Below are 20499 nucleotides of genomic sequence, written 5' to 3' on the forward strand. Positions count from 1 at the left end.
GCCATGAACAACTCCATTGCAAACACAGCCCGGTTGCTCGGGGCGGGCCTGCGGGCGCTGTTGGTGTTGACTCTGCTAACAGGCGTGATCTATCCGCTGGCCGTCACAGGTGTGGCCCAGGCGCTGTTCCACAACAAGGCGAACGGCTCCGAGATCAAGTCGGACGGCAAGGTGGTCGGTTCCTCGCTGATCGGTCAACAGGGGTACAGCCTCAAGTACTTCCAGCCGCGCCCGGCCAACGGTCTCGGTGAGAACTCGGTCAACACCCAGTACAAGCTGATCCTTTCCGGCGCCACCAACCGTTCCGCCGACAACGCCGAACTCATCAAGTGGGTGAAGGAGGCGAAGGCCAAGGTCGTCAAGGACAACTCGACGGCCGACTACAAGGTCAGGCCATCCCAGGTTCCCGCTGACGCGGTCACCTCTTCCGGCTCTGGTCTCGACCCGGACATCTCTCCGGCCTACGCCGAACTCCAGGTCCACCGGGTCGCCGAGAAGAACGGACTGTCCGTCGCGCAGGTCGAGAAGCTGGTCGAGGACCACACCGACGGCCGCACCCTCGGCTTCATCGGCGAGCCCCGCGTGAACGTCCTCGAGCTCAACATCGCGCTCAAGGACCTTGTGGCCAAGAGCTGATGGCGTTACGTGACCCGAGCGGGAGCCGGCGGCCGGAACCATCCGGATCCGCCGGCTCCCGCAGCCGTCGAGAAAGGCGTACACCCATGACCAGGGTGCTGGTGGTGGAGGACGACCCGCAGCTGGTACGGGCCCTCGTGATCAACATGCAGGCACGCCGGTACGGGGTGGACGCGGCCCCCGACGGGACCACGGCCCTGCGACTGGCGGCCGCACGCCAACCGGACGTGGTGATACTGGATCTCGGACTGCCCGACATGGACGGCGTCGACGTCATCAGGGCCCTGCGCGGCTGGACCCGGGTGCCGGTGCTGGTGCTGTCCGCGCGTCAGGCCTCCGACGAGAAGGTCGCCGCACTCGACGCGGGCGCCGACGACTACATCACCAAACCCTTCAGTATGGACGAGCTCATGGCCCGGCTGCGGGCCGCCGTCCGCCGCGTGGCGGAGACCCCGCTCGCGCCCGAGACCACCCGGGTCGAGACCGACGACTTCACCGTCGACCTGCTCGCCAAGCGGGTCGTCCGCGGTCAGCGCGACGTACGGCTGACGCCGACGGAATGGCATCTGCTGGAGATCCTGATCACCAATCCTGGCCGGCTCATCACGCAGAAGTACCTGCTGCAGGAGGTCTGGGGGGTGTCCCAGAGCAACAAGAGCAACTATCTGCGGGTCTACATGGCCCAGTTGCGCCGCAAGCTGGAGACGGACCCCGCGCACCCGCGCTACCTCATCACCGAACCCGGCATGGGTTACCGCTTCGAAGGCTGAACATGACAGGCGCCCCTCATGCGTCCCGCGGCGCCGTCTCATGGCACCGCGAGGAGCGGGCAGGTGGCGTGGGCCAGGCAGTAGCGGCTCGTCGAGGGGAACGCGCGGTGCGGGACGCCGCGCCGGCCGGCGCCGACGACCAGCAGGTCGGTCTCCCGGTCGGCGGTCCCGGTCAGCGCCGGACCCGGTGTGCCCCGGACGACGTTCCCCGCCCGACGGCTCCCAGGCCGGCACCGGCCACAGCTCGGCGCCACGGCACCGGGCCTCGGCGGCGGCGCGGCGCAGCGCGGTGAGACTGCTCAGGGAACCGCTCACGCCCACCACGACCCGGGCGGGCAGGATGCCGTCGGAATGAGACATGGCTCCACCGTTCTTCACGCGTGCCCGACGGCCCCGCGACGCGTCCTTCCGGGAGCCGACGCTACGGGCCCGTCTCCATCCCACGCCTGGTCCACGGCTCGTGACCACCCCGTCCGGCCCCAGCGTCAGCGTCTCGTCAGCGTCCGCCCGATCGCCGTCAGCATCGCGTCATGAGGTGCCCGAACCCCCGGGTGAACGGGCATAGCGTGAGCGGCGAGCCCCGGTCCGCCTCCCCGCGTCCGGGGCGCTCCCACCCCTCCCACGCACCCCCCGGATCACCCAGGAGACCTCCCCCATGACAGACATCCTGTGCGGCGAAGACCCCGAACCCTCCGATCGCTTCCCGGCCGGACCTCTGTTCGTTCCGGTCCGGCCGGGACCCTCGGGCTGCGCGGCCCGGCTCTTCCGCACGCCCCTCGGCGACCGCACGGCCGTCGCCTTCACCTCCGTACGCAACCTGACCTCGACCCTCGGCCCCGACCAGGCGTGGATCAGGCTCGCCGAGCCCGCGCTGCGCGCGCTGACCGAGCCGCTCGGCGTCACCGGGCTCACCTTGGACCCCCGGTTCGCGGCGCCGGCCGCCGCGCCGGTCGTTCCCGTTGCACCTGTTATGTCACTGCGCATCGCTTGAGGGGGCGGCACACGATGACCACCGTTCACGAACCCACGGTCACCACCGACGCCGAGGAGCTGTCGGTGTGGCCCGCCTCCACCACCGAGCCGCACCCGGGCGACCTCGCCGTGGGCGGCGTACCGCTCACCGAGGTCGCCGACCGCTTCGGCACCCCGGTCTACGTCCTCGACGAGGCCGAGGTGCGCGACCGCTGCCGTACCTACCGGCAGACCTTCCCCGAGGCCGAAGTCCTGTACGCGGCCAAGGCGTTCCTGTGCCGGGCCATGGTCCACTGGATGGCCGAGGAGGGCCTGGGCCTGGACGTCTGCTCGGCCGGAGAGCTCGAACTCGCGGTCACCACCGGCTTCCCGCCGGAGCGGATCACCCTGCACGGCAATGCCAAGTCCCCGCGCGACCTGGAGAGCGCACTGCGCCTGGGCGTCGGCCGCATCGTCATCGACAGCCCGTCGGAGATCGCGCGGCTGGCGGCCGCGGTCGGCCCCGGCGGGCACCAGAAGGTCATGGTGCGGGTGGTACCGGGCATCAGCGCCGGCGGACACAACAAGATCCGCACCGGCACCGAGGACCAGAAGTTCGGCCTGTCCATCTCCGACGGCTACGCCCAGTACGCCATCGCCCGGATACTGGACCAGCCGCAGCTCCAACTGACCGGACTGCACTGCCACTTGGGCTCGCAGATCACCAGCGTGAAGCCGTATCTCGCGGCCGTACGCCGCATGGTCGGCCTCATGGCCCGCCTGCACGAACAACACGGCCTCGTCCTGCCCGAACTCGACCTCGGCGGCGGCCACGGCATCGCCTACCGCCCCGGCGAGCAGGCCCTGGATCTGCCCCTGCTGGCCCGCAAGGTCCGCGGCGAGCTGGCCGAGGCATGTGCGTCGGCAGGGCTGCCCGTGCCCCGCCTGGTCATCGAGCCGGGCCGGGCGGTCGCGGGCCCGGCAGGGGTCGCCGTGTACCGCGTCCTGGCGGTGAAGCGCACCGGCGAGCACACCTACGTGGCCGTGGACGGCGGCATGAGCGACAACCCGCGGCCCGCGCTCTACGGCGTGCGCTACTCACCCCGCCTGATCGGCCGCCGCGCCGGCGCGACCCGGGCCCCGGTGACCGTGGTCGGCCGGCACTGCGAGGCCGGCGACATCGTCGCCGCCGACGTCCGGCTCCCGGACGACATACGCCCCGGGGACCTGCTCGCCGTCCCCGTGGCAGGCGCGTACCACCTCTCCATGGCGTCCGCCTACAACCTGGTCGGCCGCCCTCCCGTGGCGGCCGTGGCCGACGGCCACGCCCGGCTGCTGGTCCGCCGGGAGTCCCTGGAGGACATCCGCAGCCGCGACGTCGGCCTCTAGAGCCCGCCCGCTACCGCCTTGTCCCCGTCCTGACACCCTCGTACAGTCCGCTCCGTAATGTTCGCCAGCAGGATCGAATGTTTCGGCAGTGGGACCGGAGGGCTGACGCGCATGCGGATGTACGACAACCCCGTCATCGGTGGCTTCCACCCCGACCCCAGCGTCTGCCGGGTCGGCGAGGACTACTACCTGGTCTGCTCCAGTTTCGAGTACTTTCCCGGCGTCCCGCTCTTCCACAGCCGCGATCTCGTGCACTGGCGGCAGATCGGCAACGTACTGGACCGGCCGGGGCAGTTGGACCTGCCGGACACCGCGCGGGCCTCCGGCGGCATCTACGCGCCGACGATCCGGTACCACGACGGCCGCTTCCACATGATCACCACCAATGTCGACGGCGGCGGCACCTTCCTGGTCACCAGTGAGCGGCCGGAGGGGCCGTGGTCCGACCCGGTGTGGATCGACCTGCCCGGCATCGACCCCGACCTCGCCTGGGACGAGGACGGCTCCTGCTGGTGCGCGCTCGCCGGAGTCTCGGTCGCCCGCATCGACACGGTGACGGGAAAGGTGCTGGAAGGGCCGCTGTCGGTGTGGTCCGGGTCCGGGATGCAGGACCCGGAGGCCCCGCATCTCTACCGCATCGGCGACTGGTGGTACCTGATGCTCGCCGAGGGCGGCACCGGCCTCGGCCACAGCGTCTCCGTCGCCCGCGCCCGCTCACCGCGCGGCCCGTACGAACCGGCGCCCGACAACCCGATCCTCACCCACCGCAGCACCGGTCGTCCCGTCCAGTCGACCGGCCACGCGGACCTGGTCCAGGCACCGGACGGCACCTGGTGGGCGGTGCTGCTGGGCACCCGTCCGCGCGGCTGGTTTCCGGGCTTCCACGTCCTGGGCCGGGAGACCTTCCTGACCCCGGTCGAGTGGGTCGACGGCTGGCCGCGGATCGCCCCGGTGCTGGAGCGCCGTCCCGCACCGGCGGCCTGCCATCCCCTCCAACCCGAGCCGCCGCGCGACGACTTCGACGCCGCCGACCTCGCCCCGCACTGGATCTCCCCGCGCCGCAGGCCGCGCAGTTGCTGGTCGCTGAGCGAGCGGCCGGGATGGCTGACCCTGCACGCGACGGGCGGCAGCCTCGACCTGCCGGGCCACACCTTCGTCGGACGCCGGCAGCAGCATCCGGAGTGCCGGATCGCCGCCCGCCTCGACCCCGGGTCGGGCCGCGCCGGGCTCTCGGTGCGCATGGACGAGGCCCATCATTACGACCTCGAGATCGCCGGGGGAGAGGTCGGCGTGATCGCCCGCATCGGTCCGGTGCGGCAGGAACTCGCCCGCCGTCCGCTGCCGTCGGGGCCGGTCACCCTGACCGTCGACATCCGCACGGCCGACCTCGGCCCCGACACGATCGCCTTCTCGGCCGACGGTGGCGAACCGCTCGCCGAGCTCGACGGCCGCTACCTCTCCACGCAGGTCGCAGGCGGCTTCACCGGCCGGGTGATCGGCATGTACGTCACCGAGGGCAGCGCGGCCCTCGACTGGTTCGAGTACCTCCCGACGGACGGCGCCTGAGCGCGTCAGCGCCCCTCCGGGCCGCTCATGTCGGCCGCAGATTCACCGTGTTCAAGGGGTTGCCACCGTTTGGGAGCTGTCTCTAGGGTGCGGCAACAGCGAAGCTTTCTGGATCTACTCCGAAACTTTCGGTCCCAGCGGACGGTCGTGGACGCGCCGTCCCTACCCAAGGAGCGCAAAATGGGCGACCGGGCACTGTCCCGCCGCGGCTTCCTGGCGGCCTCCGCCGCGGCCGGCCTGGGCATGACGGCACTGAGTGCATGCGGCGGCGACTCGGACGGAGGGTCGTCGGACGGGACGACCACCATCGAGTGGTGGAACATCTCCACCACCGAGCCCGCCAAGACCGTCTGGGCGGGTCTGGCCAAGAAGTTCGAGGCCCAGAACCCGAAGGTGAAGATAAAGATCGTCCAGCTCGAGAACGACGCCTACAAGTCGAAGATGACGGCGCTGACCGCCTCCGGGAAGCTCCCCGACATCTTCCACACCTGGGGCGGCGGCGTCCTCAAGCAGCAGGTCGACGCCGGGCTCGTCGAGGACCTCACCGACAAGACCAAGCCATGGGCCGACGGCCTGCTGCCGGTGGCGAAGAAGGCGTACATCCTCGACGACAAGACGTACGCCATCCCGTTCGACATCGGCATGATCGGCTTCTGGTACAACAAGGCGCTCTTCAAGCAGGCCGGCATCACCAAGCCCCCGACGACCTGGAGCGGCTTCCTCGACGCCGTGAAGAAGCTGCAGGCCAAGGGCATCACCCCGCTCGCCCTCGCGGGGAAGGAGAAGTGGCCCGGCATGTACTACTGGGCCTACCTCGCGATGCGCACCGCCGGCATCGACGCGCTCCAGAAGGCCAGCGACGACAAGGACTTCACCGCCCCCGGACTCGCGCAGGCCGGGCAGCACCTGAAGGACCTGGTCCAACTCCAGCCGTTCCAGAAGGGGTTCCTCGGCGCCGCGTACTCCACCCCGACCGGGCAGGCCGCGACCGTCGGCAACGGCAAGGCGGCCATGGAGCTGATGGGCCAGTGGGCCCCGAGCGTGGAGGCCGACGCCGGCAAGGGACTCGGCAAGAACCTCGGGTTCTTCCCGTTCCCCGCCGTCGAGGGCGGAAAGGGTGCGATCACCGAGGTGTTCGGCGGTGGCGGCGGACACGCCCTGCGCAAGGGCGCCCCGCAGGCGGCCGTCGACTTCCTGAAGTTCTTCGCCTCCGAGTCCACCGACGTCGAACTGGTGAAGAAGACCGGCACCATCCCGGTCGTCCCGGCTGCAGACAGCGCCCTCTCCGACCCCAACATCAAGGCCGTACAAGCCCAGTTGAAGGCCGCCACCGGCTTCCAGCTCTTCCTCGACCAGGCGTACGCCCCCGCCGTCGGCCAGGAGGTCAACGACAGCGTGGCCGCGCTCATCGCCGGCTCCAAGTCCCCCGAGCAGGTCACGCAGTCGATCACGAAGACCGCGAAGGAAGAGCAGTAACCGGAGATGACCTCGACCTTCCTCCCGGACAAGCGGACGGGTCCCGACGTCGCCCGCACCTCCCCGGCCGCCAAGTCGGCCCGGGGACGGGCGCGTCGGCGCCTGCTGAACTGGCTCACCGCGGTCGCCTTCCAGGTGCCCGCGCTGGTGCTGTTCATCGGCCTGGTCCTGCTGCCGATGCTGTTCGCGCTGTACGCCGCCTTCTTCCGCTGGGGCGGCTTCGGCATGCCCTCCGACTACGTCGGCGGCGACAACTTCACCCGCCTCTTCCAGGACGACGTCTTCCTCGGCGACCTGTGGCGCTGCCTGATCCTGGTCGTGCTGTCGCTCGTGCTGCAGCTGCCGTTCGCGCTCGCCATGGCGGTCGCGCTCAACCAGCGGCTGCGCGGCCGGGCCGTGTACCGGATGCTGTTCTTCGCGCCGTACGTCCTGTCCGAGGCCATCACCGGTGTGCTGTTCAGCATGATCTTCGCCCCGGACGACGGACTCGCCGACCACGTCCTCGGCAGCATCGGCCTCGACGGCCTGGGCGGGGAGTGGTTCGCCGATCCCTCCTACGTGATGGCGACCCTCTTCCTGGTCATGACGTGGAAGTACTTCGGCTTCCACATGATGCTCTGCCTGGCCGGACTCCAGTCCATCCCGGCCGAGTTGACCGAGGCGGCGCTCATCGACGGGGCGGGCCCCTGGCAGCGGTTCCGCAACGTCACCCTGCCGCTGCTCGCACCCACCCTGCGCATCAGCATCTTCCTGTCCGTCATCGGGTCGATCCAGCTCTTCGACCTGGTCTGGGTGGTCACCCAGGGCGGCCCCGACCACCACTCCGAGACGATGGCCGTGACCATGTTCCAGTACGGCTTCAAGCGCTATCAGGTCGGCTACGCAAGCGCGATCAGTGTGGTCATGTTCGGCATCTGCCTTGTCTTCGCCCTCGCCTACCAGCGGTTCGTGCTCCGCCGCGACCTCGAAGGGGCCACCACGACGATGAGGGGGGACGGGAGATGACCCGCAAGACCGGTGCCGCACGGACCCTGCCACTGCACCTGATCCTCGTGCTCGTCGGCGCGGTGATGGTCGTACCCCTCGTGTACGCCGTCCTGTCCGGCTTCAAGTCCACCGACGAGCTCTCCAGCAACCCCTTCGGGCTGCCCGACCACTGGCTGAGCGGGAACTACACGGACATCCTCGGTTCGGGCGACTTCTGGCGGCTGCTCGGCAACAGCACGCTGATCGCGGTGGCGACGACCGTGCTGGTGGTCGCCGTGTCCGCGCTCGCGGCCTTCTCCTTCGCCCGGTTCGCCTTCCGCGGGCGGGAGTTGCTGTTCACCTTCTTCACGATGGGGCTGATGTTCCCCTTCGCGGTGGCCGCGCTGCCGCTGTTCCTGCTGCTGCGCTCCATGGACCTGCTGGACAACCCGCTCGGCGTGATCCTGCCGCAGGTCGCCTTCGGGCTGCCGATGACCATCATCATCCTGCGCGGTTTCTTCCGGCAGATCCCCGGCGAGCTGGAGGAGGCGGCCACCCTCGACGGCTGCAGCTCCTTCGGGTTCTTCTGGCGGGTGCTGCTGCCCATGGCGCGGCCCGCGCTCGGCACGGTCTCCGTGCTCGCCGTGGTCACCAGCTGGAACAACTTCTTCCTGCCGCTGCTGGTGTTCACCGACAACACCTGGTGGACGCTGCCCATCGGCGTCCAGCAGTTCCAGGGCCAGTACTCGGCGGACTACGCCCGGGTCTTCGCGTATCTCGTCCTGGCAATGGTCCCCGCCCTCGCCTTCTACTCGGTCGCCGAGCGCCAGCTCGTCGGCGGCCTCACCGCCGGCGCCACGAAGGGATGACGCGCGCCCGCGGACGTACGGCCCCGCACCCCACACCGTGAGGAGTCGCACCATGCGCAAGACCACCCGACTGAGACTCGCCGGCGCGTTCGCCGCCGTCCTCGTCGCGGCCGGCATCGCCACCGGCTCGCCCGCCCAGGCGCACGCCACACCCGCCACCCTCGCCGAACTCGCCCAGCGCCACGGCCGCTACTTCGGCAGCGCCACCGACAACCCCGAACTCACCGACACCGCCTACACGGCACTGCTCGGCAGCGAGTTCGACATGATCACGCCCGGCAACGGCATGAAGTGGTACGCCACCGAGCCCCAACAGGGCGTCTTCGACTGGACGAACGGCGACGAGATCGTGAACCTCGCCCGCAAGAACCATCAGCGGGTCCGCGCCCACACCCTGGTCTGGCACAGCCAGCTGCCCAGCTGGCTCACCGGCCGCGAATGGACCGCGGACGAGCTGAGGGCCGTACTGAAGAAGCACATCCAGACCGAAGTACGGCACTACCGCGGCAAGGTCTACTCCTGGGACGTCGTCAATGAGGCGTTCAACGAGGACGGCACCTACCGCGAGACCATCTGGTACAAGACGCTCGGCCCCGGCTACATCGCCGACGCCCTGCGCTGGGCCCACCAGGCCGACCCGCACGCCAAGCTCTACCTCAACGACTACAACATCGAGGCCGTCGGCCCGAAGTCGGACGCCTACTACCAGCTGGCCAAGGACCTCCAGGCGCGGCACGTCCCGCTCGACGGCATCGGCCTCCAGGCCCATCTGGCCCTGCAGTACGGCTATCCGACCACCCTGGAGGACAACCTCCGCCGCTTCTCCCGGCTCGGCCTGGACACCGCGCTCACCGAGGTCGACATACGCATGATCCTGCCCGCGACCGAGGAGAAGCTGGCCCAACAGGCCGACTGGTACCGGGATTTGACCAAGGCGTGCCTGGCCGTCCGCCGGTGCGTCGGCATCACCGTATGGGACTACACGGACAAGTACTCCTGGATCCCGGCGTTCTTCCCCGGTGAGGGTGCCGCGCTGCCCTGGGACGAGCAACTGCAGCCGAAACCGGCGTACTTCGCGATCAGGGACGCGCTGAAGTAGTTCACGCGGTCGACGGTGGTGCGGTGCTCGACCGCACCACCAGTTCCGTGCCCAGCTCCACCCGGGGCGAGTCGGGCTGTTCGTCGCGGGCCAGTCTGAGGACCGTGCGGACGGCCAACTTGCCCATGTCGGCGAGCGGTTGGCGCACGGTCGTCAGCGGCGGAGCCGACCAGCGCACTTCCGGAAGGTCGTCGAAACCGACCACGCTCATGTCCTCCGGCACCCTGAGGCCCCGGCGGCGCAGCGCCTCGATCGCGCCGAGCGCCATCTGGTCGCTCGCCGCGAAGAGAGCGGTCGGCGGCTCGGGCAGGTCGAGGAGGGCGTTGCAGCCGGTGAAGCCGGACTCGGGGTGGAAGTCGCCGGGGACGACGAGGGTTTCGTCGAGTGCGATGCCGGCGCCCTCCAGGGCGGCGCGGTAGCCGTCGAGGCGGGCGCGGGAGCACAGCAGCCGGGGCGGCCCGGCGATCAGGCCGATCCTGCGGTGGCCCAGCGACAGCAGGTGCTCGGTGGCCGCCATGCCGCCCGACCAGTTGGCGGCGCCGATGGTCGGCACGTCCAGGGCGGGGGAGCCCGCCGGGTCGACGACCACCAGCGGGACGCCGAGGGCGCGCAGCTCCTCGTGCAGGACCGGTTCCAGGGCCGAGGTGACCAGGATGACCCCGTCGGAGGCGCGGGCCCTGAGATTGCGCATCCATTCGCGGGCGTCGCCGGAGCGGCCGTGGATCGCGGACACCACGGTGCCGACGCCGGCCGCGTGCGCGACCTCCTCGACACCGCGGATGATCTCGACCGCCCAGGGGCTGTCGAGGTCGTTGAAGACCAGGTCGAGCAGGGCGGCGCCGGGAGCGGAGGCCGCGGTGCGCTTGCGGTAGCCGTACCGGAGCAGCAGGTCCTCGACCTTGGCCCGGGTCCTGGGCGACACGTCGGACCGGCCGTTGACGACCCGGGACACCGTCGGGACCGAGACGCCGGCCTGCCGGGCGATCTCCGTGATCGTGACCCTGCCCCGGACCTCGGACGCCTCCTCGGCCCCGGCCTCGTGAGCGACCAATTCCCCCACCTCCGTCGACACTTGCCTCGAAACTTCCAGAAGTCTTCCGGAAAACGGGCGCCCGTGGGAAGGGAGATCGCGCTGTGGGAAGGCCGTGGGGAGAGCGACGACCGCATTACGCACGAGTAACTACGGGGAGTGATCGCCCCCGGACATGCGTCGGGGCCGGTTCGCGACGTGACCGCGACCGGCCCCTCAAGTACTCCGGGCGATGTGACGCACCGCCCGGGTCCGCCTCAGGCGGCCGTCATCACCTTGCCGGCGCCCAGCGGGCGGTGCGGGGCGATGATCTGGCCGTCGGGCAGGAGCTCACCGGTGTCCTCGAAAAGCAGAACGCCGTTGCACAGCAGGCTCCATCCCTGCTCCGGGTGGTGCGCCACAAGTCGGGCGGATTCCCGGTCGGCGGAGTCGGCTGTCGGACACGGTGGCTGGTGCTGGCACATTGATGGGATCTTTCGCTCTGTCGTGATGTGTGAGATGGCTGTTGTGTCTGTCCCGCGGCTTGAAGCTCCGTTCATGGCCGCCCCCCGTAGTGATAAGTCGGTCCAGTCCCAGTGTTGCCCCACGGGCGTCAATCCGCAGGCATTTCGCAGCACCGCTTCTCACAGGTTGAGGACGCATCACCCGCGCGGACGGTTCAGTCCAACTGCACTGTCATTTCGGGTGGTTCGCGGTGGCCGGATGGGGCTAGTCCTTACAGGTCAGGGGCTATTTTCGGCTCGTACGAGCAGTCAATTGCTCGTACGAGCGCATTGTGGCCGGGAAAAGCAAAGTACCCCGCCACCCGGAAATACGGGGGCGGGGTACGAAGGTCCTCGCGACGGGCGATTTCAGGCGGGCGAGCCCAGCAGCGGGACGGGAGTCACCCGATGGGTGAGCACCGGGAGCAGCTCGGCGACCCGGTGCGGGCGGTGCGCCGCGATGCCGGGCGGTGCCGGCGCCAGCGGGACGAGCAGGTCGGTCGCGGCGGGGTGGCCGGTGGCGCCGTCCGCCGTGCAGTCGCCGTGCAGCCACAGCGTGAGCATGTACAGGCTCGGCACCGACAGCAGGCGCGGCTGGTAGGGCTGTTTCATCGTCTCGGCCTGGCGCAGTGCGCGCTCGGTGGAGGCGATGTAGGGGCCCTCGAAGAAGCGCGAGAAGGCCCAGCCGTCGGGGGTCAGCATGGTCTCGGCCGCGGCCACCGCGCGGTCGCCGCAGCGGATCAGGAAACGCCACCCGGTCAGCCGGGTGGCGGATGCACCCGCGGGGGTGAGCTCGTCCAATACGTGTACCGGAAGCGGGAGTTCGGGAGTGGCGGGGCCCTGGGAGTGCAGCAGGGACGGGGTTCGGGCCTCGCGGACCGCGGTGGGCGAACCGAGGGCGGTGAGGACGGTGCGAAGGGCGGGCGCAGGAGCCGGGGGGACATGCAGCGGCATGGTGGGTCGCCTCTCATTCGACAGGCACGGTGGCGCGAGGGCGGGGGCGGACGGCGCTGTCTGCTCACGAGGCGAGAGAGGCGGTGACCGGGGTCTGGGCACGGTGAGCGTGGGTGAGGCCTGCCGTACGTCACCTGGACGGCAGGTTCCATGACCGGGGCGCCAACCCTCTGCCTTGTTCGCGGAGTTTATACGACATGTGTTCAGACGGTGTTTCATCTAGCCGTTTCCGGTGCACCCGGCAAGGGTGTATACGGTCGGCGATACGTGGGAATCATCCCGATTCCGAAGTGACCTCACGCCGGTGACCTCGGAAAATACCCGCGAAGCGGTCGGCCAATTCTCGTCGGCGTTTTTCACGAGTTCGTAGGCGGCCAGAAACCGCACTGTGCATCATGCCCGGTGAATGTGCCGCCGGTCATGTCCGACCAGAGTAGCGGTCGCCGGGCCCGGGCGGGACGTTATCGATCGGCTCGGCTGGGCATCATCCCACGTGACCCGGAGGCCGGCGGCCGGAGGATCGGTCCGCCCATGCAAGGAGGGACGCTTCCATGGGGGAGAAGGTCGTGGCAGGTCGGTTCGACCTCTCCGATCGGCAGCAGTACCGCGACAAGCTCCGCAGGTGCCTGACGGGGCTCGAGCGGCTCCTGGCCCAGAAGCGGTTCGACCGCCCGAAGAATCTCATGGGGCTGGAGATCGAATTGAATCTGACCGGCGCCGACGGTATGCCGAAAATGCTCAATGCGCAGGTCCTGGAACGGATCGCGAGCCGAGATTTCCAAACAGAACTCGCCATGTTCAATCTGGAAGTCAACATAGCCCCACACCGATTGGGCGGGCGGGTATTCGACCGGCTCGCGGAGGAACTCCGCACCTCGCTGGCATATGCCGACCGAAAAGCGGGCGAGCTCGACGCGGGAATCGTGATGATCGGCATTCTGCCGACGCTCGACCGGGACGACCTGGTCTCCTCGAACCTCTCCGACGTCGACCGCTACGCCCTGCTCAACGAGCAGATCGTGGCCGCCCGCGGCGAGGACTTCGTCCTCGACATCGACGGCGTGGAGCGGCTGACCTGCAGCTCGAAGTCGATAGCGCCGGAGGCCGCCTGCACCTCCGTGCAGCTGCATCTCCAGGTCACCCCGGGCCGCTTCGCCGACGTCTGGAACGCCGCCCAGGCCGTCGCCGCCGCACAGATCGCCGTCGGCGCCAACTCGCCCTTCCTGTTCGGCCGTGAGCTGTGGCGCGAGTCCCGGCCCCCGCTGTTCCAGCAGTCCACCGACACCCGGCCCCCGGAGCTGCAGGCCCAGGGCGTGCGCCCGCGCACCTGGTTCGGGGAGCGCTGGATCTCCTCCGCCTACGACTTGTTCGAGGAGAACCTGCGCTACTACCCGGCCCTCCTGCCGATCTGCGACGAGGAGGACCCGCTGAAGGTCCTCGACGAGGGCGGAGTCCCGAAGCTCCACGAACTCGTCCTGCACAACGGCACGGTGTACCGCTGGAACCGCCCGGTCTACGGCATCGCCGACGGCGTCCCGCATCTGCGCGTCGAGAACCGCGTACTGCCCGCGGGCCCCACCATCACCGACGTCATCGCCAACGCGGCCTTCTACTACGGCCTCGTCCGCGCCCTCGCCGAGGAGTCGCGGCCGGTGTGGACCCGAATGTCCTTCGAGGCGGCCGCCGCCAATTTCGACGCCGCCTGCAAACACGGCATCGACGCACGGTTGCAGTGGCCGCGCCGCGGCCGGTACGGGGGCATGGCCGAGGTCGACGCGGTGAGCCTCGTACGCGACGAACTGCTGCCGCTCGCCGAGGCCGGCCTGGACGCATGGGGGGTGGAGCCCGCCGACCGGGATCTGTACCTCGGCGTCATCGACGAGCGCTGCCGGCGCCGGGTCAACGGCGCGTCCTGGCAGGCCGCGACCTTCCACCGGGCACTGGAGGCGGGCCTGTCGCGGGATTCCGCACTGGCGGCCACGACCCGCAGGTACAGCGAGCTGATGCACATGGGGGACCCGGTGCACACGTGGCCGGTGGGGTTGCCGGAGCCCGTGCCGATCGGGTGAGAGCGGGCGGAGCGAGGACGCCGGATCAGTTCTCGCCCTGAGCCCCTGCCGCCACGATCGCCTTCAGCATCACCGCCTGGATCTGTGAGGGGTTGCTGACCGACTGACCCGAGCCGCCCGTCGCCCTGGCGATCTCCCCGGCCTCCTCCTTGTCGGCGTCGGGGCCTACCGCGATCATGATCAACGGCACCGGACGTTCGGGGTCGGTGAGCCTCTGGAGTTCGCTGATGAGCTCGCTGCGGGAGATGCTGCCCGGGTCCTGGTTGACGCCGTCGGTCAGCACGACCAGCGCGTTGAACTTCCCCTTGGCGTAGGACGAGGTCGCCGCCTTGTACGCGGCGAGCGTGGTGTCGTAGAGGCCGGTCGCCCCGTTCGGCACCGGTTCCAGGGAGCTGAACGCCGACGACAGCCTGTCGCGCTGGGTGCCGGTGCCCTTCCGGTCGCCGAGCCGCTCGGTCGGCACGAGGACGCGGTAGTCCTTGTCGCCGTCCAGCTTGGTGGAGAACTCCCACAGGCCGATCTCGTCCTCGGGCGTGAAGGTGGCGAGGGCCTGCAGTAGGGACCCCTTGGTGACGTCCATGCGCGACTGGCCCCCGGTCCCCGGCACCGGCTCCGACATGGACGACGAGGCGTCCACGACCGTGGTGAGCCGGGCGCTCTGCACCGTGATCGTCCAGGTGCCCAGGGCCTCCTGGAGCGCGACGTCCGTGGCCGGCTGCAGGGCGGGCTCGTCGTAGGGCTGCGGGCTGATACCGCCGGCCTCGGCGACCACCGCCGTCGGCGCCTCCTCGTCGGAGGTCCGGAAGCCGTACTTCTGCAGCAGCCGCAGCTGCTCCGGCTGCCGCAGGTAGTTCATGAACCTGAGCGCGGCCCGGCTCTGGTCGGTGGTCAGCTGGCCGGTCATCGCGTACGGGTAGTCGAGCTGGGGCGAGCCGTCCTTGGGGTAGAACATGTCCAGGCCGGCGTCGTTGTCGGCCGACGAGTTGTACGCGTACGCCGCCTGCTCGGACAGCACGAGTGCCTGGTTCCGCTTCGGGTTGCCCTGCTCGGCGCCCGAGGAGTCGCGCGGCAGGGTTTCCACCACCTGGCTGTCGCTGTCCGAGGCGCGCTGCGACAGCGTCTTCATCATGGCCGCGGCCTGGGTGTCCCCGCCCTTGATCTTCCCTGCGGTCGTGGTGAGCTGGGTGAGGGCGAGCAGACCGGTGGCGCTGCGCGTGGGGTCGGCCGCGCCGAGCTTGAGCGAGTCGTCCTGCATGGTGGCCCCGGCCAGCTCGATCCAGCTGTACGTCTTCTTCGGCCAGCCCAGCGACTTCGCCGCCGTAGGGACCATGGCCACGCCGATCGGCGTCGAGGCGACCGCGCCCGCCGGGGTCACGTCCACCGCGCTGTTGTTCGCGGTGATCCGGTCGACCCACAGGTCCGAGTCCGGCACCCACACCTGAACATCCGTCTTCTTGCCCGCGGCGAGCACGTCGGCGACCTTGTACGAGTCACGCGCGGCCACCGTGACCGCGATGCAGCGGCCGTCGGAAGTGATGTCGTCGTCCCGGGCCTGCTTCGCCGCGGCCGTCAGGGCCGGGGTGATGTCCGGCGAGGCGGCGAGCTTCAGGCGCACCGGGTTGTCGCGGCAGGACGAGCCGAAGGAGAGCAGCCCGCTTCTGACGGCGCCCGCCGTGCCCCCGGCGACGGTGAGGACGAGGACCGTCGCGATCGCCACCGTGCGGCGCCGGGCGCGTGGGCGGGGGTCGCTGCGGCCCGCCCCATACTGATCGGGCAAGCTGTGACGTCCCATGACGGTGGTGCCCCTCCCTGTCGAACCTCGTGCCGCAGCACGGCCGTATGGCAGGAAAAGGGGGAGGTACGCCCCGTACGGCGTCCGTCCCCCCCTGACGGCCAAGCGCACGATCTTCGTAACTTCTTTCGAGACCCTAGCGGGGCCGCGGTGGGGATGAGGCGGGAATACTGAATTGGAGTCAGGTGTGCAGGCTGAGACGGGTGCGGTGGCCGATTCTTTTCCTCCGGAACGGCCCTCGCGGCGGATCTTCCGTGATGAGACGCTGCTCGTTCTGGGGCTTTCGCTCGGTGCGAGCGGTTTGTCCGCCCTGATCAGTTTTGTCGGATCGGTCACGAAACCGGGCGGGCTCAAGGACCAGGCGGCGACCCTCAACGCCTCGGCCGCGCCGGGCCGTCCCTGGCTGGATCTCGCCTGGCAGCTGTTCGGGATCGCTTCGGCACTGGTGCCGGTCGCGCTGGTCGCCCACCTGCTGCTGCGGGAGGGGCAGAGCCTGCGCACCATCGGCTTCGACCGCACCCGGCCCTGGTTCGACCTCGGCCGCGGCGCGGGGATCGCGGCGGTGATCGGCAGCACCGGAATCGCCTTCTACCTGGCCGCACGCGGCCTCGGTTTCAATCTCACGGTGGTGCCGGAGGCGCTGCCCGACGTGTGGTGGAAGTACCCGGTGCTGGTCCTCTCGGCGCTGCAGAACGCGATCCTCGAAGAGGTGATCGTCGTCGGCTATCTGCTGCGCCGGCTGGGGCAGCTGGGCTGGACCCCGGGGACCGCGCTGGTGGCCAGTTCCGTACTGCGCGGTAGCTACCACCTCTACCAGGGCATCGGCGGCTTCATCGGCAACATGGTGATGGGCGTGGTGTTCGTGTACCTGTACCGGCGGTGGGGCCGGGTGGGTCCCCTGGTGGTGGCGCATTCCCTGCTCGACATCGGGGCGTTCGTCGGCTACGCGCTGCTGGCCGGGAAGGTGGGCTGGCTGCCGACGGCGTGAGACGCCGGCAGCCGGTTCCCTAGGCGAGCAGGTCGCCCTCGATGACGGTCACCGCCCGGCCGCTCAGCAGGGTGCGCTCCCCGCGCAGCTCCGTGCGGACGCGGCCGGAGCGGGGCGAGGCCTGCAGTCCGGTGAGGACGGTGCGGCCGAGGCGCTCGGACCAGAAGGGGGCGAGGGCGGTGTGGGCGCTGCCGGTGACCGGGTCCTCGTCGATGCCGACGTTCGGGAAGAAGCAGCGGGAGACGAAGTCGTAGCCCCGGGACGGGTCCTCGGCGCGGGCGGTGGCGATGATGCCGCGCTCGGAGTAGGCGCCGAGCGCCTTGAGGTCCGGGTTGAGGGCGTGGACGGTCTTCTCGTCGGCGAGCTGGATCACGAGGTCGCCGATGTTCGGCCCGGTGTCGAAGGCGACGAGCGGCTCCGCTCCCAGCGCCTCGGCGACCCCGGCCGGCACCTCGACCTGCGTCAGCGGGGCGGTCGGGAAGTCCAGCGTGATGGAGCCGTCCTCATGGGGCGTCGCGACGAGCACACCGCTGCGGGTGGCGAACCGTACGGTGCCCTCGTGGGCGCCGGTCGTGCTCAGCACGTGCGCCGTGGCGAGCGTGGCATGGCCGCACATGTTGACCTCGGTCGCGGGCGTGAACCACCGCAGCGCCCAGTCGGCCTCCCCGCCCGGCGGCAACGGATGCGCGAACGCCGTCTCGGCGTGGTTCACCTCCAGCGCGATCTTCTGCAGCCGGTCGTCGTCCGGGAAGGCGTCGAGGAGGAGGACACCGGCGGGGTTGCCGGCGAAGGGACGGTCGGTGAAGGCGTCGACGATTCGGATTCGCATGACGTCGACGCTAGGGGCCACCGCGCCCCTCGGACCAAGGCCAATTCCGGGCCAGTGGCCCGATTTACGGATGCCACTCACCCGGACGGCGCACCTGGCCCGTGCTCCCGTTCCGAGCCCGTCCGGGTAACGGGACTCGGAGAACCGGCCGTCGCCTGACACCCTGTACGCGCAGGCGTTGGCAGTTCAGCCCCGTCCCAGGAGGCCGTCATGTCCCAGCCGTCCGTGCTCGTCGCTCTGTTGTCCGCGCTGCGGAGCGGGGCGATCGAAGTCGTCGATCTGACGTCGCCGTTGGCGTCGTCGACGCCGGTGATCCAGTTGCCGCCCGAGTTCGGGCAGACCCAGGTGTTCGAGCTGGAGGAGATCAGCCGCTACGACGACCGGGGTCCGGCCTGGTACTGGAACAACTTCCGCAGCGGTGAGCACACCGGCACCCACTTCGACGCACCCGTCCACTGGGTCACCGGCAAGGACCTCGCCGATGTCGCCTCGGTGCCGGCGCAGCGGCTGATCGCCCCGGCGGCCGTACTGGACTTCTCCGACCACGCCGCCAAGGACCCCGACTTCCTCGTCGAGGTCGACCACATCAAGGCCTGGGAGGCCGACAACGGGCCGCTGCCCGAAGGGGGTTGGCTGCTGCTGCGCACCGGCTGGGACGCCCGCTCGCAGTCGCAGGAGGCGTTCCTCAACGCCGACGAGAACGGCCCGCACACCCCCGGCCTGTCGGCGGAGTGCGCCCGCTGGGTGGCCGAGGAGTCACCGGTGATCGGCCTCGGCACGGAGACGGTCGGCACGGACGCGGGACGGGCGCACTCCTTCGACCCCGCCTTCCCCTGCCACTCCTACCTCCTGGGCGCCGACAAGTACGGGCTGACCCAGCTGCAGAACCTCGGAGCCCTGCCGCCGACCGGCGCCGTCGTCATCGCCGGACCGCTGCCCATCGTCACCGGCTCCGGCGCCCCCGCCCGTGTGCTCGCCCTGGTGGAGCGGTCGTGAAGGTCGCGGAGGCCGTCGGCCGGGCGCTGACCGCGGCCGGGGTCGACCACGTCTTCGGCGTCGTCGGCTCCGGCAACTTCCACCTCACCAACGCCATGGTGGCCGCGGGCGCCCGCTTCGTCGCCGCCCGGCACGAGGGCGGCGCGGCGACCATGGCCGACGCCTACGCCCGCACCAGCGGCACGGTGGCCGCGCTCAGCGTCCACCAGGGCCCCGGCCTGACCAACGCCGTCACCGGGATCACCGAGGCGGCCAAAAGCCGTACGCCCCTGCTCGTGCTGGCTGCCGAGGCGACCGCGCAGAGGTCCAACTTCCGTATCGACCAAGCGATGTTGGCCCACTCCGTCGGCGCCGTCACCGCGCGCGTGACCACGACGCACGACGCGGTCGAGCAGGCCCGCGCCGCGCTGCAGCGGGCCCGGCACGAGCGGTGCACGGTGCTGCTGAACCTGCCGCTCGAGGTGCAGTCCCTCGACGTGCCCGACGGGGCCCTGCTGGACGCCCTGCCCATGCCCGTACGGGAACCGGTCGAGCCGTCCGAGGCCGCGGTGACGGCGCTCGTACGAGCCCTGGACGGCGCCCGGCGTCCGGTCTTCGTCGCCGGCCGGGGCGCGCGCACCACCGGCAGCCGCGACGCGCTCACCGCCCTGGCCGACCGGCACGGCGCGCTGCTGGCGACCTCGGCCGTCGCCCGCGGCCTCTTCCACGGCAACGACTGGTCACTCGACGTCTCCGGCGGCTTCGCGTCCCCCCTCGCCACCGAACTGATCCAGGGCGCCGACCTGATCGCGGCCTGGGGCTGTGCCCTGAACATGTGGACCATGCGGCACGGCAGCCTGATCGGCCCCGACGCCACCGTCGTACAGGTCGACGACGACCCGGAGGCGCTCGGCGCGCACCGGCCGATCGCCCTGGGCGTCACCGGCGACGTGGAACGCACGGCCCTGCGGGCCCTGGAGGCGGGCGGCGGGCGGCACGAGGGGTACCGCACGCCCGGCACGGCCGCCGAACTCGCCGCGCGCGTGCGGTGGCGGGACGTGCCGTACGAGGACGAGGGCACCCGGGAGCGGATCGACCCGCGGACGCTGAGCATCGCGCTCGACGACATCCTCCCCGCCGAGCGGGTCGTCGGCGTCGACTCGGGCAACTTCATGGGCTACCCGAGCGCATACCTGTCGGTGCCGGACCACAACGGGTTCTGCTTCACCCAGGCCTTCCAGTCGATCGGTCTGGGCCTCGCGACCACGATCGGCGCGGCCCTCGCCCAGCCCGACCGGCTCCCCGTGGCCACCCTCGGCGACGGCGGCGCGCTGATGAGCGCCGTGGAACTCGACACCGTGCGCCGGCTCGGACTGCCGATGGTGGTCGTGGTCTACAACGACGAGGGCTACGGCGCCGAGGTGCACCACTTCGGCCCCGACGGCTTCGCCCTCGACACGGTCACCTTCCCGGAGACGGACATCGCGGCCGTGGCCCGCGGCTACGGCTTCGAGGCGGTGACGGTCCGCACGCCCGCCGACCTCAAGACCGTGGAGGACTGGGTCGCCGGACCTCGATCCGCCCCTCTGCTCATCGACGCCAAGGTGACCCGCGACCACGGGTCCTGGTGGCTGGAGGAGGCGTTCCGCGGTCACTAG

Annotated in this window: 18 protein-coding genes and 1 pseudogene; 13 read left to right on the forward strand and 6 right to left on the reverse strand. The window is 70.4% G+C overall.

The annotated features are described in order from the left end of the window. Positions 1–3: 3 nt before the first annotated feature. A complete protein-coding gene (locus ACFY1L_RS19860; protein WP_388825490.1) occupies positions 4–636 on the forward strand; it encodes a potassium-transporting ATPase subunit C in 633 nt (210 codons plus the stop codon). Between the two features lie 86 nt (positions 637–722). Continuing rightward, complete coding sequence (locus tag ACFY1L_RS19865) at positions 723–1406, forward strand: response regulator (protein ID WP_388825493.1); 684 nt, start codon at positions 723–725, stop codon at positions 1404–1406. Positions 1407–1447: 41 nt separating this feature from the next. Here the strand turns inward: ACFY1L_RS19865 and ACFY1L_RS19870 are convergent. Then, a pseudogene (locus tag ACFY1L_RS19870) lies at positions 1448–1766 on the reverse strand (universal stress protein); the annotation flags it as partial. Positions 1767–2061: 295 nt separating this feature from the next. Between ACFY1L_RS19870 and ACFY1L_RS19875 the strand changes: the two are divergent. The 7 genes from ACFY1L_RS19875 (at position 2062) to ACFY1L_RS19905 (ending at position 9722) form a co-directional block, all read left to right on the forward strand. After that, on the forward strand, positions 2062–2397 hold the full coding sequence (locus ACFY1L_RS19875) for an SAV_915 family protein (RefSeq protein ID WP_388825496.1): 336 nt from the start codon (positions 2062–2064) through the stop codon (positions 2395–2397). Between the two features lie 14 nt (positions 2398–2411). Beyond that, positions 2412–3746, forward strand: a complete 1335-nt coding sequence (lysA, locus tag ACFY1L_RS19880; RefSeq protein ID WP_388825499.1) for a diaminopimelate decarboxylase — start codon at positions 2412–2414, stop codon at positions 3744–3746. Between the two features lie 111 nt (positions 3747–3857). Continuing rightward, positions 3858–5312 (forward strand): glycoside hydrolase family 43 protein, encoded by a 1455-nt coding sequence (locus ACFY1L_RS19885; protein WP_388825502.1) that lies wholly within the window; start codon positions 3858–3860, stop codon positions 5310–5312. Positions 5313–5492: 180 nt separating this feature from the next. After that, a complete protein-coding gene (locus ACFY1L_RS19890; RefSeq protein WP_388825505.1) occupies positions 5493–6788 on the forward strand; it encodes an extracellular solute-binding protein in 1296 nt (431 codons plus the stop codon). A gap of 6 nt (positions 6789–6794) precedes the next feature. Then, positions 6795–7793, forward strand: coding sequence for a carbohydrate ABC transporter permease (locus tag ACFY1L_RS19895; RefSeq protein WP_388825508.1), 999 nt, complete (start codon positions 6795–6797; stop codon positions 7791–7793). Next, positions 7790–8623 carry a carbohydrate ABC transporter permease gene (locus ACFY1L_RS19900; protein WP_388825511.1) on the forward strand — a complete coding sequence of 278 codons (834 nt, stop codon included), beginning with the start codon at positions 7790–7792 and terminating at the stop codon, positions 8621–8623. The genes ACFY1L_RS19895 and ACFY1L_RS19900 overlap by 4 nt, the downstream gene beginning before the upstream one ends. Before the next feature lie 52 nt (positions 8624–8675). Further along, positions 8676–9722 (forward strand): endo-1,4-beta-xylanase, encoded by a 1047-nt coding sequence (locus ACFY1L_RS19905; RefSeq protein WP_388825514.1) that lies wholly within the window; start codon positions 8676–8678, stop codon positions 9720–9722. A gap of 1 nt (position 9723) precedes the next feature. Here ACFY1L_RS19905 and ACFY1L_RS19910 read toward each other — a convergent pair whose 3' ends face one another. From ACFY1L_RS19910 to ACFY1L_RS19920, 3 genes are all read right to left on the reverse strand, one after another. Then, the gene (locus tag ACFY1L_RS19910) at positions 9724–10773 is read right to left on the reverse strand and encodes a LacI family DNA-binding transcriptional regulator (RefSeq protein ID WP_388825516.1); all 1050 of its coding nucleotides are present in this window, start codon (positions 10771–10773) and stop codon (positions 9724–9726) included. Between the two features lie 236 nt (positions 10774–11009). Further along, positions 11010–11216 (reverse strand): DUF5999 family protein, encoded by a 207-nt coding sequence (locus ACFY1L_RS19915; protein WP_361256963.1) that lies wholly within the window; start codon positions 11214–11216, stop codon positions 11010–11012. Between the two features lie 387 nt (positions 11217–11603). Next, complete coding sequence (locus ACFY1L_RS19920) at positions 11604–12188, reverse strand: hypothetical protein (RefSeq protein ID WP_388825520.1); 585 nt, start codon at positions 12186–12188, stop codon at positions 11604–11606. A gap of 551 nt (positions 12189–12739) precedes the next feature. Here ACFY1L_RS19920 and ACFY1L_RS19925 point away from each other — a divergent pair. Beyond that, positions 12740–14257 (forward strand): glutamate-cysteine ligase family protein, encoded by a 1518-nt coding sequence (locus ACFY1L_RS19925; protein WP_388825523.1) that lies wholly within the window; start codon positions 12740–12742, stop codon positions 14255–14257. Between the two features lie 25 nt (positions 14258–14282). On the opposite strand, the gene ACFY1L_RS19930 is transcribed toward ACFY1L_RS19925, so the two are convergent. Continuing rightward, a complete protein-coding gene (locus tag ACFY1L_RS19930; protein ID WP_388825526.1) occupies positions 14283–16049 on the reverse strand; it encodes a substrate-binding and VWA domain-containing protein in 1767 nt (588 codons plus the stop codon). Positions 16050–16236: 187 nt separating this feature from the next. On the opposite strand from ACFY1L_RS19930, the gene ACFY1L_RS19935 reads away from it, so the two are divergent. Next, complete coding sequence (locus tag ACFY1L_RS19935; RefSeq protein WP_388825529.1) at positions 16237–17037, forward strand: CPBP family intramembrane glutamic endopeptidase; 801 nt, start codon at positions 16237–16239, stop codon at positions 17035–17037. Between the two features lie 19 nt (positions 17038–17056). Here the strand turns inward: ACFY1L_RS19935 and ACFY1L_RS19940 are convergent, their stop codons facing one another. Then, a complete protein-coding gene (locus ACFY1L_RS19940) occupies positions 17057–17866 on the reverse strand; it encodes a PhzF family phenazine biosynthesis protein (protein WP_388825531.1) in 810 nt (269 codons plus the stop codon). Positions 17867–18076: 210 nt separating this feature from the next. On the opposite strand from ACFY1L_RS19940, the gene ACFY1L_RS19945 reads away from it, so the two are divergent. Next, positions 18077–18862: a cyclase family protein gene (locus ACFY1L_RS19945; protein WP_388825534.1), complete on the forward strand. Its 786-nt coding sequence runs from the start codon at positions 18077–18079 to the stop codon at positions 18860–18862. After that, a complete protein-coding gene (locus tag ACFY1L_RS19950) occupies positions 18859–20499 on the forward strand; it encodes a thiamine pyrophosphate-binding protein (protein ID WP_388825537.1) in 1641 nt (546 codons plus the stop codon). Before ACFY1L_RS19945 ends, ACFY1L_RS19950 begins: the two co-directional genes overlap by 4 nt.

The organism is Streptomyces sp. NPDC001663 (assembly GCF_042893105.1).
Taxonomy (GTDB): Bacteria; Actinomycetota; Actinomycetes; order Streptomycetales; family Streptomycetaceae; genus Streptomyces.